Genomic DNA, 14188 nt, shown 5'->3' with positions numbered 1-14188 from the left:
TGACTCTAGCTCAAGGGTGCGACCTTTGGTCGCGTTCCGGAAAATGGCAAGTTGGTATAGGAGTTGTAACAACTCATGACATGGATCAATTGACTTACACCTGCAGGTGAGTTGCGTTCTGGCCGAGTCAAAGCTCCCAAGGGTTGAGTACAGGGGCGCCGCTAAAGGCAAAGTCCCGGGTATTGCGGGTAACCACGGTCATGTCATGCACCAGTGCGGTGGCCGCGATCAGGGCGTCGCATTCATTGCTGCGGTCAGGCACATGCAGGCGGGCGCAGCGTCTGGCAACGGCGCCATCGACTGACAGCACGCGCCCGGCAAAAGCAGACATAACATGTACTTCAAGCCAGTTGCGCAAGGGGGCTGCCTGCTCCGGGTCGCGGCGCTCCAGGCGCAAGATGCCAGTTTCGATTTCCAGCAGGGTAATGGCCGAGATATACAGTTTGTAAGCCGGGACGCTGCGGGCCCAGGCCACCACTGCAGGGTCGGCCTGGGTTTTGCGCAGTTCAGAAACTACGTTGGTATCGAGCAGGAACATTAGAAATCCACTGGGCGCGGCGTGATGACTGCGCGTTCGGGTTCGAATTCAACCGGCGTTGTTTCGGGCATCACCAGCAGGTCGACAATGCTGGTGTCCAGGCCGGTTAGCCGTTGGTACTCCTCCATGCATAGCAGTACATGGGCGGGGCGGCCACGGTCCGTGATGTAAACAGGCCCTTGTTGCGATGCTTTTTTGGCACCGCTTGTGTCCTGGTTGAATTCGCGGCTTGAAATGGTGGTCATGGGCTGATCCTCCCCAAAAATACAATGTAGAAACGTTACTACCTTGTGGGTGCGTACGGCAATAGCTGCTGCAGCCCTGAAACAAAATGGCCCCGCCAACTGTCGTTGGCGGGGCCATTTTTTGCAGCGTTCAAACTAACGCGTTACTCGTCTGTCTTGGCTTCATCACCATGGGACAGGCTGTACACGTAGGCAGCCAGCAAGTGAACCTTGTCGTTCCCCTGCAGGTCAGCCTGGGCAGGCATCTGGCCCTGACGGCCGTAGCGGATGGTCTGCTGCAGTTGAGCAAAGCTCGAACCGTAGATAAACGCCCCCGGGTGAGTCAGGTTGGGTGCGCCCATCAGCGGGTTGCCCTTGCCCTCCGGCCCGTGGCAAACCGCACAGTTGGTCGCGTAGATTTCCTTGCCTTTGGCAGGGTCGGCTTTCGCGCCTTCTGGCAGCTTGCGCCCGTCGAGACTGGTCAGCACATAGGCGGCCACGTCGCTGACGCCTTGCTCACCGATCACTTCGGACCAGCCCGGCATGACCGCGTGACGGCCGGCCATGATGGTGGTCTTGATGTCGGCAGGCGTCCCGCCCCAGCGCCAGTCGGCGTCGGTCAGGTTGGGGAAGCCGTAGGCGCCTTTGGCGTCGGAGCCGTGGCACACCGAACAGTTGGAGGCGAACAGGCGGCCACCCATTTTCAGTGCTTGCGGGTCCTTGGCCACTTCTTCGATGGGCATGGCTGCGAATTTGGCGAAGATCGGCCCAAACTTGGCGTCCGATTTGGCCATTTCCTTTTCCCACTCGTGTACACCGGTCCAGCCGGTCTGACCATTGGCAAACGGCGTCTGCTCTTTGGTGTCCAGGTACTGGTAGCCCGGCAGCAGGCCTTTCCAGTTACCCAGGCCCGGGTACAGCACAAGGTAGCCGAGGGCGAAAATGACGGTGCCCACAAACAGCATGAACCACCATTTCGGCATTGGGTTGTCGTACTCTTCGATGCCGTCGAACGCGTGGCCGACTTTCTCGTCGGTCTGCTCGCTGCGCTGGCCCTTGCGGGTGGCCAGCAACAACCAGGTCAGGGCGAAGATGGTACCCAGAGTGAGGACTGTAACGTACAGACTCCAGAACGTAGTCATTCTTTGTTACTCCTAGAAGCTTGCTCTTGCTCGACGTGCTTGATGGCTTCGGGATCATCCTTGAACGGCAACAGGGTCGCGTCGTCAAATTCTGACTTGCGTCGCGGGCTGAATACCCACAATGCCAAACCGATAAAAGCCACCATCACGACGACAGTGCCCAGGCCACGAATCATCCCGATATCCATTCAGATCACCGTTTGCTTTTGATGATGGTGCCCAAGCCCTGGAGGTAAGCCACCAGTGCGTCCATTTCGGTTTTGCCCTTCACTGCATCCTTGGCCCCGGCGATGTCTTCGTCGGTGTAAGGGACGCCAAGCGTGCGCAAGACTTCCATTTTTTTCGCGGTGTCCTTGCCGTCCAGCTTGCGCTCAACGAGGAACGGGTAAGCCGGCATGATCGATTCGGGCACGACGTTGCGCGGGTTATACAAGTGCGCGCGCTGCCAGTCATCGGAGTAACGCCCGCCCACTCGGGCCAGGTCCGGGCCGGTGCGTTTGGAGCCCCACAGGAACGGGTGGTCCCACACGCTTTCACCGGCAACCGAATAGTGGCCATAGCGTTCGGTTTCGGCACGGAACGGACGGATCATCTGCGAGTGGCAGCCGACACAGCCGTTGGCGATATAAATGTCACGGCCTTCCAGTTCCAGCGCGCTACGCGGCTTCATGCCCTCGACCGGGGTGTTGGTCACGTCCTGGAAGAACAGCGGAACGATTTGGGTAAGGCCGCCGATGCTCACGGCGATAACCATGAAGAAGGCCATCAGGCCGATGTTCTTCTCGATTGTTTCGTGCTTGATCATCAGTGCGCTCCAACTACAGCGATCTTGGTCGCCGCTTCAGCTTCTACCGGGTTCGAGGCACGCACGGTGCGGAACACGTTGTAGGCCATGAACAGCATACCGCTGGCGAAAATGGCACCGCCAAGGGCGCGAACAATAAAGCCCGGGTGGCTGGCTTGCAGTGCTTCGACAAACGAGTAGGTCAGAGTGCCGTCGTCGTTGATCGCACGCCACATCAGGCCCTGGGTGATGCCGTTGACCCACATCGAGGCGATGTAGAGCACGGTACCGATAGTCGCCAGCCAGAAGTGAACGTTGATCAGGCCGGTGCTGTACATCTGCTTCTGGCCATAGACTTTGGGGATCATGTGGTACATGGCACCGATCGAAATCATCGCCACCCAGCCCAGAGCGCCGGCGTGTACGTGGCCGATGGTCCAGTCGGTGTAGTGCGACAGCGCGTTGACGGTCTTGATCGCCATCATCGGGCCTTCGAAGGTCGACATGCCGTAGAAGGCCAGGGATACCACGAGGAAGCGCAGGATCGGGTCGGTGCGCAGCTTATGCCAGGCGCCCGAGAGGGTCATCATGCCGTTGATCATGCCGCCCCAGCTGGGTGCCAGCAGGATGATCGACATCGCCATGCCCAGAGACTGGGCCCAGTCCGGCAGTGCGGTGTAGTGCAAGTGGTGCGGACCGGCCCAGATATACAGGGTGATCAGCGCCCAGAAGTGCACGATGGACAGGCGATAGGAGTAGATCGGACGTTCGGCCTGCTTGGGCACGAAGTAGTACATCATCCCCAAAAAGCCGGTAGTCAGGAAGAAACCTACCGCGTTATGGCCGTACCACCACTGAATCATGGCGTCAGTCGCACCGGCATAAGCCGAGTAGGACTTGAAGAAGCTCACCGGCAGGGACGCGTGGTTGACGATATGCAGCATTGCCGTCACGACAATGAATGCACCGTAGAACCAGTTACCGACATAGATATGCTTGGTTTTACGCTTGGTGATGGTGCCGAAGAACACAATGCCGTAGGTCACCCAGACAATGGCCAGCAAAATAGCCAAAGGCCATTCCAGCTCGGCGTATTCTTTGGTGGTGGTGTAACCCAGTGGCAGGGTGATGATCGCGCCGACGATAACCGCTTGCCAACCCCAGAAGGTAAACGAGGCCAGCGAATCGGAGATCAGTCGTGTCTGGCAGGTTCGCTGCACGACGTAGTAGGAGGTGCCAAACAATGCACAGCCACCAAAGGCAAAGATCACAAGGTTGGTATGCAGGGGACGCAGACGGCCGAAGGTCGTCCACTCGAGGCCAAGGTTCAATTCAGGCCACACAAGCTGTGACGCGATGAAAACCCCGAGCCCCATGCCAAGGATCCCCCAGACCACCGTCATGATGGCGAACTGGCGGACTACCTTATAGTTATAAGCAGTCGGGCTGATTGCTGTGCTCATTCTAAGGTTCCACGGTTTAGGTATTTTATTAGGATAAAAATCGGTCGCAAGTATGTATAAAGCGTAGGGCTATTGCAACGAACCATGACCCCGGTCAATGCTTTCCAAGGCTTGTTCTGCGGCCTTTCCATGCGCGGAGTAAGGTCAAAGTGACCTCACCAAAAACGCCGCATGCAGGGCAAAAGTGGAGGGGTCGAGGCGGGCGGGTTGAGGTGGGGGCAAGGCGCGGCAAACATCGTAATGCACGATAGCCGGTGCAAACCCACCATTGTGGCCCGTAACGCTGCCCTTCAACTTACCGGTTAGTTTCACTTGACGTGGCGCTGCACAGATCCGGCTCACACAAGCGTTGAGCTTAGTCCTGAATGGCGGGAGAGCAATGGCGGGGCTGAAAGAGGTGCGACACTTGGTCGCGCTTTGAGGCGGGAACTGCCGCACCAAAATGATGCGGCAGGAAATGTCCGGTAATTATTCGGCTATTTTTTCCTCTTGATTACCGTGTGACAAGCTGAACACGTAGGCCGCCAGCAGCTGCACCTTGTCGTTGCCCAGCAAATCGTTTTGCGCAGGCATGTGGCCCTGACGGCCATGGCGAATGGTTTGTTGCAATTGCGCCAGGCTGGTGCCGTAGATAAAACCGGCAGGTTGGGTCAGGTCTGGCGCGCCCATCAGCGGCATGCCTTTACCGTTTGCCCCGTGGCAGGCCACGCAAGTGGTTTCGTAGGCTTGCTTGCCAGCCGTCAGATCGACAGTGGCGCCTTCAGGGAGGGGCAGGCCCGCCAGGTCGTGGCGTACATAGGCGGCGACGTTTTTGACTCCGTTTTCACCCAGTACTTCACCCCAGGCCGGCATTGCCGCGATGCGACCGCCCATGATGGTGGCCTTGATCGTGTCGGCGTCGCCGCCCCAGCGCCAGGTGTTGTCGGCCAGGTTAGGGAAGCCGAAAGCGCCCTTGGCATCCGAGCCGTGGCACACCGAGCAGTTGGAAGCAAACAGGCGCCCGCCCATTTTCAGTGCTGCCGGATCCTGAGCGACTTGCTCAACGGGCATGGAGGCATATTTGGCGTAGATGGGCCCAAATTTGGCGTCCGCCTTGTCCATTTCCTTTTCCCACTCATGTACACCGGTCCAGCCATTCTCATAGCCGGGCAGCAGGCCTTTCCAGTTGCCCAGGCCCGGGTACAGGATCAGGTAGCCCACGGCAAATACCAGCGTGCCGACGAACAACATGAACCACCATTGTGGCAGCGGGTTGTCGTACTCCTCGATGCCGTCAAAGCTGTGGCCCATGGTTTCGACCGTATCGCTTTTAGTCTCGCCCTTGCGCGTGCTGACCAGCAGCCAGGTCAGGCCGATCAGCGTGCCGATAGTCAGCACGCATATGTACAGACTCCAGAAGGTGGTCATGCTTTTTTACTCCTAGACGCTTGTTCTTTCTCGACGTGTTGAATCGCCTCTGGATCGTCCTTGAATGGCAGTAATGTCGCGTCTTCAAACTCCGATTTGCGTCGCGGGCTGAACACCCACAGCGCCAGGCCTATAAACGCCACGGCCACCACCACGGTGCCCAGGCCGCGAATCATTCCACTACTCATCTCCAAGACCATGGCTCACCTCTTGCTCTTGATGGCAGTGCCCAGCACTTGCAGGTAGGCGACCAGAGCGTCCATCTCGGTCTTGCCCTGCACGGACTGCTTGGCGTTGGCGATGTCTTCGTCGGTGTAAGGCACGCCCAGGGTGCGCATCACTTCGAGTTTTTTCTCGGTATGGCTGCTGTCTACCGGCGAGGCCACCAGCCATGGGTAAGCTGGCATTTTTGATTCGGGCACGACGTTGCGCGGGTTGTACAAGTGCGCGCGGTGCCAGTCATCCGAATAGCGGCCACCGACGCGGGCCAGGTCCGGCCCGGTGCGCTTGGAACCCCACAGGAAGGGGTGATCCCACACGCTCTCACCGGCTACCGAGTAGTGACCATAACGCTCGGTCTCGGCACGGAACGGACGGATCATCTGCGAGTGGCACTGCACGCAGCCTTCACGGATGTAGATGTCGCGACCTTCCAGTTGCAGTGCGGTGTAAGGCTTCATGCCCTCCACCGGGGTGTTGGTCACGTCTTCAAAGAACAGCGGGACGATTTGCGTCAGGCCGCCCACGCTTACGCACAGGATCATCAGCAACAGCATCAGGCCGATATTTTTTTCAACGACTTCGTGTTTCATTGCCAACTCCTCAGGCCATCTGCGCGGCGGCTACGACTTCAGCGGGCTCGGCGTTACGCACGGTGCGCCAAGTGTTGTAAGCCATCAGCAACATGCCGCTGAAGAAGATTGCACCACCGACCAGTCGCACGACATAGCCCGGGTGGCTGGCCACCAGGGTTTCGACGAAGGAGTAAGTCAGCGTGCCGTCTTCGTTGACTGCGCGCCACATCAGGCCCTGGGCAATGCCGTTGACCCACATCGAGGCGATGTAGAGCACGGTGCCGATGGTGGCCAGCCAGAAGTGCGCGTTGATCAGGCCCAGGCTGTACATCTGCGGGCGGCCGAAGATTTTCGGGATCATGTGGTACAGCGCGCCGATCGAAATCATCGCCACCCAGCCCAGGGCACCGGCGTGTACGTGGCCGATGGTCCAGTCGGTGTAGTGGGAGAGGGCGTTGACGGTCTTGATTGCCATCATCGGGCCTTCGAAGGTCGACATGCCGTAGAAGGCCAGGGACACCACGAGGAAGCGCAGGATCGGATCGCTGCGCAGCTTATGCCAGGCGCCCGAGAGGGTCATCATGCCGTTGATCATGCCGCCCCAGCTCGGTGCCAGCAGAATCAGCGACATCACCATGCCCAGCGACTGCGCCCAGTCCGGCAGCGCGGTGTAGTGCAGGTGGTGGGGGCCCGCCCAGATGTACAGGGTGATCAATGCCCAGAAGTGCACGATGGACAGGCGATAGGAGTAGATCGGACGTTCGGCCTGTTTAGGCACGAAGTAGTACATCATCCCCAAGAAGCCAGCCGTCAGGAAAAAACCCACAGCGTTATGCCCGTACCACCACTGCACCATGGCGTCAGTGGCGCCACCGTAGAGCGAGTAGGACTTGGTGAAACTGACCGGGATTTCCAGGTTATTGACGATGTGCAAAATCGCCACGGTCACGATAAACGCGCCGAAGAACCAGTTGCCCACGTAAATATGCTTGGTCTTGCGCTTCATGATCGTGCCGAAGAACACGATGGCGTAGGCCACCCAGACAATGGTGATCAAAATGTCGATCGGCCATTCCAGCTCGGCGTATTCCTTGGAACTGGTGTAACCCAGTGGCAGGCTGATGGCCGCCAGGACGATGACCAGCTGCCAGCCCCAGAAGGTAAACGCCGCGATTTTCGGCGAAAACAGGGTGGCCTGGCAGGTGCGTTGCACCGAGTAGAATGAAGCCGCGAACAGCGCGCAGCCGCCGAAGGCGAAAATCACCGCGTTGGTGTGCAATGGGCGCAGGCGCCCGAAACTGGTCCAAGGCAAATTGAAGTTAAGTTCTGGCCAAACCAACTGCGCGGCGAGAAAAACGCCGAGCCCCATACCGACGATGCCCCAAACCACCGTCATAATGGCAAATTGGCGGACCACCTTGTAGTTATAGGCGGTACTTGTAGAAGTGTTCATGGTTCCCCATCCACGGTTCAGGCGCGTCAAACGCACGCCTGGAGTTATAGGCAGACTAAAAGCGAGGCAAGCATGGTCGTAGCGGGCAAGGCCGGTATTGACGGGGATCAATGGGCGCAGTGCGTGCAGGACAGGGGCTGGCTGTGGAATGGCGCGTCAGCGGGTTCAACCGCGACCCTTATCCTGGCCCACGGCGCGGGTGCGCCGATGGACAGCAGCTGGATGAACGGCATGGCTGCACGCCTTGCTGCACGCGGGGTGAGCGTGTTGCGCTTCGAGTTCCCGTATATGGCGCAGCGCCGTCTCGATAATGGCAAAAGGCCTCCTAATCAGCAGGCGAAACTGCTCGAAAGCTGGCGTGAAGTTTTTACCGAGGTGCGACGGCATGTCGCTGGGCCATTAGCCATTGGCGGCAAGTCAATGGGTGGGCGTATGGCCAGTCTGCTGGCCGATGAGCTGCAAGTGCACGCGCTGGTGTGCCTGGGTTATCCGTTCTATGCCGCAGGCAAGCCGGAAAAACCCCGGGTGGCGCACCTGGCTGAATTGGCAACGCCGACGTTGATCGTACAAGGCGAGCGCGATGCCTTGGGCAACCGCGAAGCGGTAGAGGCCTACACGCTGGCGCCGGGCATTGAAGTGTCGTGGCTGCTATCGGGGGATCACGACCTTAAGCCGTTGAAGGCCTCCGGGTTTACCCATGAGCAGCATCTGGATGCGGCGGCGGACCGGATTGCGCGGTGGTTGCAGCAACCTTGAACAATTTGTGGGAGCGAGCCTGCTCGCGATTGGATCGCTGCAGCGTGTTGATGCCATCGCGAGCAGGCTCGCTCCCACAAGGCTTAACGGTTAAACCGCTCCACCAGCGAATACTGGGTGTTGACGGTCTGGGTCAGTTCTTCGCTGAGCAGCGCCGAATGCTGCGCCTGCTCTGAGGTCTGGTCAGCCAGGTCGGCAATGGTGCTGATATTGCGGCTGATTTCTTCAGCCACGGCGCTTTGCTCCTCGGTCGCTGCCGCGATTTGGGTGGTCATGTCGGTGATATTGGCCACCGCTTCGCTGATGCCCACCAGTGCCTGATCTGCTTCCAGTACCCGCGCTACGCCTTCTTCCGCCTGACGATGGCCAGCGTCCATGGTTTGCACCGCGGTGGCTGCTGTCTGCTGCAGCTTGGCGATCAGGCTGTGAATCTGCCCGGTCGAAGCGCTGGTGCGTTGCGCCAGCTGGCGCACTTCGTCAGCCACCACGGCGAAGCCCCGGCCCATTTCTCCAGCCCGTGCCGCTTCGATGGCGGCGTTCAGGGCCAGCAGGTTGGTCTGGTCGGCAATGCCCTTGATCACATCGACCACGCCGCCGATCTCGTCACTGTCCTTGGCCAGTTGCGTTACCGTGGCCCCGGTTTCACCCACCACAACCGACAGGCGCTGGATCGCTTCGCGGGTTTCGCCGGCAATATCGCGACCGCGACTGGTCAGACGGTTGGCTTCCTGGGTCGCGTCGGCAGTGCGCTGCACATGGCTGGCCACTTCCTGGGTGGTGGCAGCCATCTGGTTGACGGCGGTAGCCACTTGCTCGGTCTCGACGCGCTGGCGCTCCAGTCCGGTCGAGCTTTTGTGCGCCAGAATGTCGGACTGACGGGCCTGGCCGCTGAGGTGTTCGGCGGTATCCTGCAGGCGTGTCAGGCAGGTCTTCAGGCGCGCTTCCTGGCTCAGGATGGACATTTCCAGACGCGCTTGCGGGCCACGGCTGTCGGTGTACATCTGGGCAATCAACGGGTCGGAGGTGGTCTGCTCGGCCAGACGCAGCAGGCGTTTGACCCCGCGCTGTTGCCAGCTCAGGCCCAGCAGCCCCAACGGTATCGACAGCAGGGCTGCCAGGGCAAAACCCCAGCTCGAATTGAGCATGGCGCCAATCATGAAGCTCAATTGGCTGACCAGGATAAAGGGCAGCCAGTCCTGCAGCACCGGCAGCCACTTGTCGCGCTGAGGCACCGCGGATTTGCCGCGGTTGAGGCGTGTGTACAGGGCTTCGGCGCGGCGGATCTGTTCGGCCGTTGGCTTGACCCGCACCGACTCGTAACCCACGACCTGCTCATTCTCGAAAACCGGCGTTACATAGGCGTTAACCCAGTAATGGTCGCCGTTTTTGCAGCGGTTTTTGACGATGCCCATCCACGGCGAACCCTTTTTCAGGGTGCTCCACATATGCTCGAAGACTGCTGAGGGCACGTCCGGGTGGCGCACCAGATTGTGCGGCGCGCGTATCAGCTCCTCACGCGAAAACCCGCTGATTTCCCTGAACGCATCGTTGCAGTAGGTGATCACGCCTTTGGCATCGGTCGTGGAAATCAACCGTTGTTGCGCGGGGAATGTGCGTTCGCGTTGAGTGATGGGCTGGTTGTTACGCATGTCGTTTCAATCCGCAAGACTTTGACAGGCTGTCGGCATGCTCAAGGAATTGTTTAATTTATATTTCAGGCCCCTGGCCTTCAGGGGGCGAGCATCGGGTAGGTAAAAAACAGGAAATGCAGCACATTGAGGCCAAAGTGGGTGGCGATCGCCGCACCCAGCCCGCCAAAGCGGTAGGCCAGGCCGTAACCGACACCGGCCAGCCCGGCCAGTAGCATCCATTGCCAGCCGGCGGGTGCATGGGCCAGGCCAAACAGTATCGAGGCCAGCACCAGCGCAATGCTCTGCCCATGGGGCAGCAACTTGAACTTGCGGCTCAGTCCGCCCTGGATGTAACCGCGAAACAGCGCTTCTTCAACCAGGGTGACCAGCAGTAGATTATTCAGCAGCCAGAGGGTGCTCTGATGAGGCCATTTCGGTGCCCAGGCAATCATGCCCAGCAGCATCGCTCCGCCCAGCGCCGCAATGGCGGCCAGGGCCAGACCCATTGCAGTGGCCCCCAGGGATACCCGCCAGGCAAAGCGCGGTGCTATCCAGGGGCATACCAGCAGCAGCCAGAAGCCAATCAGCGGTTTGTCCAGATTGAAGTACATCGAGAAGGGCACGGCATCAGGGGTCAGTCGCGTGGGGGTGATGGCGCGACCGTTATGGAAACCTGGCAGCCAGTGCAAGGCCAGCGCCAGCGCCAGCAGCACAAACAAGGCATGCCCGGCATAGCGCAGCAAATGGCTTTTGTTCTGCACAACGGCAAATCCGCTGACAGTCAACAAGGCTAGCGCGATGAGGGTTTGAGCGCCTAATTGCCCGTAGCTGAGGGCAAGGCCGTAGCCCAGGGTCAGTAGTGCCAGATAAGGCCAGGGCAAAGCAATCATGTGAATCCTTGCAATCGTTAAAAAACACCCCGGATCCAGTCCGGGGTGCGCAAGTATAACGATTCGTGGCCCTGTGGGAGCGGGCTCGCTCGCGATGGCATCACCTCGGCCTGGCTGACAGACCGTGTAGTCCGAATCGCGAGCAAGCCCGCTCCCACAAGGTTGAGGTGCGTCTATGAAGCAATCAGCTGACGCAGCACATAGTGCAAAATCCCTCCGGCCTTGAAGTATTCCACCTCGTTAAGGGTATCGATCCTGCAGAGCACTTCGACTTTTTCCTGGCTGCCGTCCTCGCGGGTGATCACCAGGGTCAGGTTCATTCGCGGTTGCAGTTCGGTACCGGTCAACCCGAGGATATCCAGGGTTTCCTTGCCTGTAATGTTCAGGCTTTTGCGGTTCTGATCGAGCTTGAACTGCAAGGGCAGCACGCCCATGCCCACCAGGTTGGAGCGGTGGATGCGCTCGAAACTCTCGGCAATCACCGCCTTGACCCCCAACAGGTTGGTGCCCTTGGCCGCCCAGTCGCGGCTTGAGCCAGTACCGTATTCCTGGCCGGCTATCACCACCAGCGGAGTGCCTGAGGCCTGGTAACGCATGGCCGCGTCAAAGATCGGCAGTTTTTCACCGGTGGGGATGTAGATCGTATTGCCGCCTTCTTCGCCGCCGAGCATTTCGTTGCGAATGCGAATATTGGCGAAGGTACCGCGCATCATCACTTCATGGTTGCCACGCCGCGAGCCGTAAGAGTTGAAGTCCCGTGGTTCTACGCCCTTGTCGCGCAAATAGCGCCCGGCGGGGCTGTCAGCCTTGATATTGCCGGCCGGGGAAATATGGTCGGTGGTGACCGAGTCGCCCAGCAACGCAAGGATGTTTGCGCCTTTGACGTCGGCAATCACCGGTAGTGGCCCGCTGATTTCGTCGAAGAACGGCGGATGCTGGATGTAGGTTGAGTCCTCTTGCCAGACATAAGTTGCGGCTTGCGGTACTTCGATGGCTTGCCACTGTTCGTCGCCGGCAAACACCTCGGCGTATTCCTTGTGGAACATGCCTGTGGTCACCTGGGCCACGGCGTCGGCGATTTCTTTCTGGCTGGGCCAGATATCGCGCAGGTACACCGGTTTTCCGTCTTTGCCGGTGCCCAGCGGATCTCGGCTGATATCGATGCGTACTGTGCCGGCCAGGGCGTAGGCCACCACCAGGGGTGGCGAGGCCAGCCAGTTGGTTTTCACCAGCGGATGCACGCGCCCCTCAAAGTTGCGGTTGCCAGACAGCACTGAAGCCACGGTCAGGTCAGACTGGGTAATGGCCTTTTCGATCGGCTCGGGCAGTGGCCCGGAATTGCCGATACAGGTGGTGCAGCCATAGCCCACCAGGGCAAAGCCCAATTGGTCGAGGTACGGGGTCAGGCCGGCGGCCGCGTAATAATCGGTGACTACCTTGGAGCCCGGTGCCAGCGACGTCTTGACCCACGGTTGGCGTGTCAGGCCTTTTTCGACGGCTTTTTTTGCCACCAGGCCTGCAGCCATCATCACACTGGGGTTCGAGGTGTTGGTGCAGGACGTAATGGCGGCAATCACCACAGCGCCGTTTTTCAGGCGATAGGTATGGCCTTCGTAACTGTAGTCCGCTTCACCGATCAAGTCGGCATTGCCCACGGCAACACCGCCGCCACCTTCGCTTTCAAGGCGGCCTTCTTCTTTTTTAGTGGCCGGCTTGAATTGCAGGCTGAGAAAGTCGTCGAAAGCTTGCCCGACATCGGGCAGTGCAACCCGGTCTTGCGGTCGTTTTGGCCCGGCCAGGCTGGCTTCGACGGTGCCCATGTCCAGAGCCAGGGTTTCGCTGAAAACCGGCTCCTGGCCTGCGACCCGCCATAGCCCTTGGGCCTTGCAGTAAGCCTCGACCAGTTTGACTGTGGCCTCTGGGCGGCCTGAAAGACGCAGGTAATCCAGGGTGATCTCATCCACCGGGAAAAACCCGCAGGTGGCGCCGTACTCCGGGGCCATATTGGCAAGCGTGGCACGGTCGGCCAGCGGCAGATCCGCCAGGCCATCGCCATAGAATTCTACGAACTTGCCGACCACACCCTTGCTGCGCAGCATTTGCGTCACGGTCAGCACCAGGTCGGTGGCGGTGATGCCTTCTTTGAGCTTGCCGCTGAGCTTGAAGCCCACGACTTCGGGGATCAGCATCGACACGGGCTGGCCCAGCATGGCCGCTTCGGCTTCAATGCCGCCCACGCCCCAGCCCAGCACACCCAGGCCATTGATCATGGTGGTATGGGAGTCGGTGCCTACCAGGGTGTCGGGGAAGGCGTAGGTGCGGCCGTCTTCATCCTTGGTCCAGACCGTGCGGCCCAGGTATTCCAGGTTCACCTGATGGCAAATCCCGGTACCGGGTGGGACCACGCTGAAATTATCGAAGGCATTTTGACCCCAGCGTAAAAACGCATAGCGTTCGCCGTTGCGCTCCATCTCTATATCGACGTTTTGCTCGAAGGCGCTGGCGCTGGCAAACCGGTCGACCATCACCGAGTGGTCAATTACCAGGTCCACGGGGGACAGCGGGTTGATACGTTGCGGATCACCCCCGGCTTTGGCCATGGCGGCGCGCATGGCGGCCAGGTCGACCACTGCCGGTACGCCGGTGAAGTCCTGCATCAGCACCCGCGCAGGGCGGTACTGGATTTCCCGGTCGCTGCGCCGTGCCTTGAGCCAGGCGGCCAGAGCTTTGAGGTCGGGCTCGGTGACGGTTTTACCGTCTTCCCAGCGCAGCAGGTTTTCCAGCAGCACTTTGAGTGACATGGGTAGCCTGCTCAAATCGCCGAGTGATTTGGCGGCGAGGGCAAGGCTGAAATAGTGATAAGTCTTATCGTCGACTTTTAGTGTGGCTAGGGTGTTCAGGCTATCGAGGGAGGACATGAAATGACTCCTTTAGACGGATCACGTGGCACAAGCAGAGCTTCTAACCTAGCTCTGATTAGGGGCTGTGGCTAATAACTGGACTGTCTATGCGGGTTCAAGGTTCCGAACTCGGCTATCATGCCGACCTTTTCGTGACAGTCCTTGCGCCAAATCAAGGATGCGCAGCCGGGCAATTCCTGCCTGCT

The 14188-nt window shown here is 59.5% G+C and carries 14 protein-coding genes; 1 reads left to right on the top strand and 13 read right to left on the bottom strand.

Translation table 11 applies throughout. The features are described from left to right. Positions 1 to 127: 127 nt before the first annotated feature. The 10 genes from PPTH39_RS05295 to ccoN (PPTH39_RS05250) all read right to left on the bottom strand — a co-directional run bounded on the left by PPTH39_RS05295 (position 128) and on the right by ccoN (PPTH39_RS05250) (position 7805). Positions 128 to 538 (bottom strand): type II toxin-antitoxin system VapC family toxin, encoded by a 411-nt coding sequence (locus PPTH39_RS05295; protein ID WP_095002757.1) that lies wholly within the window; start codon positions 536 to 538, stop codon positions 128 to 130. Further along, positions 538 to 783 (bottom strand): type II toxin-antitoxin system Phd/YefM family antitoxin, encoded by a 246-nt coding sequence (locus PPTH39_RS05290; protein WP_130871725.1) that lies wholly within the window; start codon positions 781 to 783, stop codon positions 538 to 540. The genes PPTH39_RS05295 and PPTH39_RS05290 overlap by 1 nt, the downstream gene beginning before the upstream one ends. Before the next feature lie 143 nt (positions 784 to 926). Then, positions 927 to 1904, bottom strand: coding sequence for a cytochrome-c oxidase, cbb3-type subunit III (ccoP, locus tag PPTH39_RS05285; protein ID WP_095002755.1), 978 nt, complete (start codon positions 1902 to 1904; stop codon positions 927 to 929). Next, positions 1901 to 2092 (bottom strand): CcoQ/FixQ family Cbb3-type cytochrome c oxidase assembly chaperone, encoded by a 192-nt coding sequence (locus PPTH39_RS05280; protein ID WP_003447209.1) that lies wholly within the window; start codon positions 2090 to 2092, stop codon positions 1901 to 1903. Before PPTH39_RS05280 ends, ccoP (PPTH39_RS05285) begins: the two co-directional genes overlap by 4 nt. A gap of 5 nt (positions 2093 to 2097) precedes the next feature. After that, entirely contained in the window at positions 2098 to 2709 is a 612-nt protein-coding gene (gene ccoO, locus PPTH39_RS05275; RefSeq protein WP_016780305.1) for a cytochrome-c oxidase, cbb3-type subunit II, read from the bottom strand. Continuing rightward, entirely contained in the window at positions 2709 to 4151 is a 1443-nt protein-coding gene (gene ccoN, locus PPTH39_RS05270; protein WP_095002754.1) for a cytochrome-c oxidase, cbb3-type subunit I, read from the bottom strand. Before ccoN (PPTH39_RS05270) ends, ccoO (PPTH39_RS05275) begins: the two co-directional genes overlap by 1 nt. 468 nt (positions 4152 to 4619) lie before the next feature. Beyond that, on the bottom strand, positions 4620 to 5558 hold the full coding sequence (gene ccoP / locus PPTH39_RS05265; RefSeq protein ID WP_095025023.1) for a cytochrome-c oxidase, cbb3-type subunit III: 939 nt from the start codon (positions 5556 to 5558) through the stop codon (positions 4620 to 4622). After that, positions 5555 to 5746, bottom strand: coding sequence for a cbb3-type cytochrome oxidase subunit 3 (locus PPTH39_RS05260; RefSeq protein WP_095002822.1), 192 nt, complete (start codon positions 5744 to 5746; stop codon positions 5555 to 5557). Before PPTH39_RS05260 ends, ccoP (PPTH39_RS05265) begins: the two co-directional genes overlap by 4 nt. A 15-nt stretch (positions 5747 to 5761) precedes the next feature. After that, positions 5762 to 6370, bottom strand: coding sequence for a cytochrome-c oxidase, cbb3-type subunit II (gene ccoO / locus PPTH39_RS05255; RefSeq protein WP_095002752.1), 609 nt, complete (start codon positions 6368 to 6370; stop codon positions 5762 to 5764). Positions 6371 to 6380: 10 nt separating this feature from the next. Continuing rightward, entirely contained in the window at positions 6381 to 7805 is a 1425-nt protein-coding gene (gene ccoN, locus PPTH39_RS05250; RefSeq protein ID WP_019826669.1) for a cytochrome-c oxidase, cbb3-type subunit I, read from the bottom strand. A 72-nt stretch (positions 7806 to 7877) separates the two neighbouring features. Here ccoN (PPTH39_RS05250) and PPTH39_RS05245 point away from each other — a divergent pair, with 72 nt between their 5' ends. Continuing rightward, complete coding sequence (locus PPTH39_RS05245; RefSeq protein WP_130871724.1) at positions 7878 to 8561, top strand: alpha/beta family hydrolase; 684 nt, start codon at positions 7878 to 7880, stop codon at positions 8559 to 8561. Between the two features lie 83 nt (positions 8562 to 8644). On the opposite strand, the gene PPTH39_RS05240 is transcribed toward PPTH39_RS05245, so the two are convergent. The 3 genes from PPTH39_RS05240 to acnA form a co-directional block, all read right to left on the bottom strand. Next, positions 8645 to 10210: a methyl-accepting chemotaxis protein gene (locus tag PPTH39_RS05240; protein WP_095002750.1), complete on the bottom strand. Its 1566-nt coding sequence runs from the start codon at positions 10208 to 10210 to the stop codon at positions 8645 to 8647. An 80-nt stretch (positions 10211 to 10290) separates the two neighbouring features. After that, complete coding sequence (locus tag PPTH39_RS05235) at positions 10291 to 11082, bottom strand: CPBP family intramembrane glutamic endopeptidase (protein ID WP_095018986.1); 792 nt, start codon at positions 11080 to 11082, stop codon at positions 10291 to 10293. Positions 11083 to 11255: 173 nt separating this feature from the next. Next, complete coding sequence (gene acnA / locus PPTH39_RS05230; RefSeq protein ID WP_130871723.1) at positions 11256 to 14000, bottom strand: aconitate hydratase AcnA; 2745 nt, start codon at positions 13998 to 14000, stop codon at positions 11256 to 11258. Positions 14001 to 14188 lie beyond the last annotated feature (188 nt).

Origin of the sequence: Pseudomonas bubulae (assembly GCF_900618535.1) — a bacterium.
In the GTDB taxonomy this organism is placed as follows: Bacteria; Pseudomonadota; Gammaproteobacteria; order Pseudomonadales; family Pseudomonadaceae; genus Aquipseudomonas; species Aquipseudomonas bubulae.
This window is presented reverse-complemented; position numbering and strand designations above follow the sequence as displayed.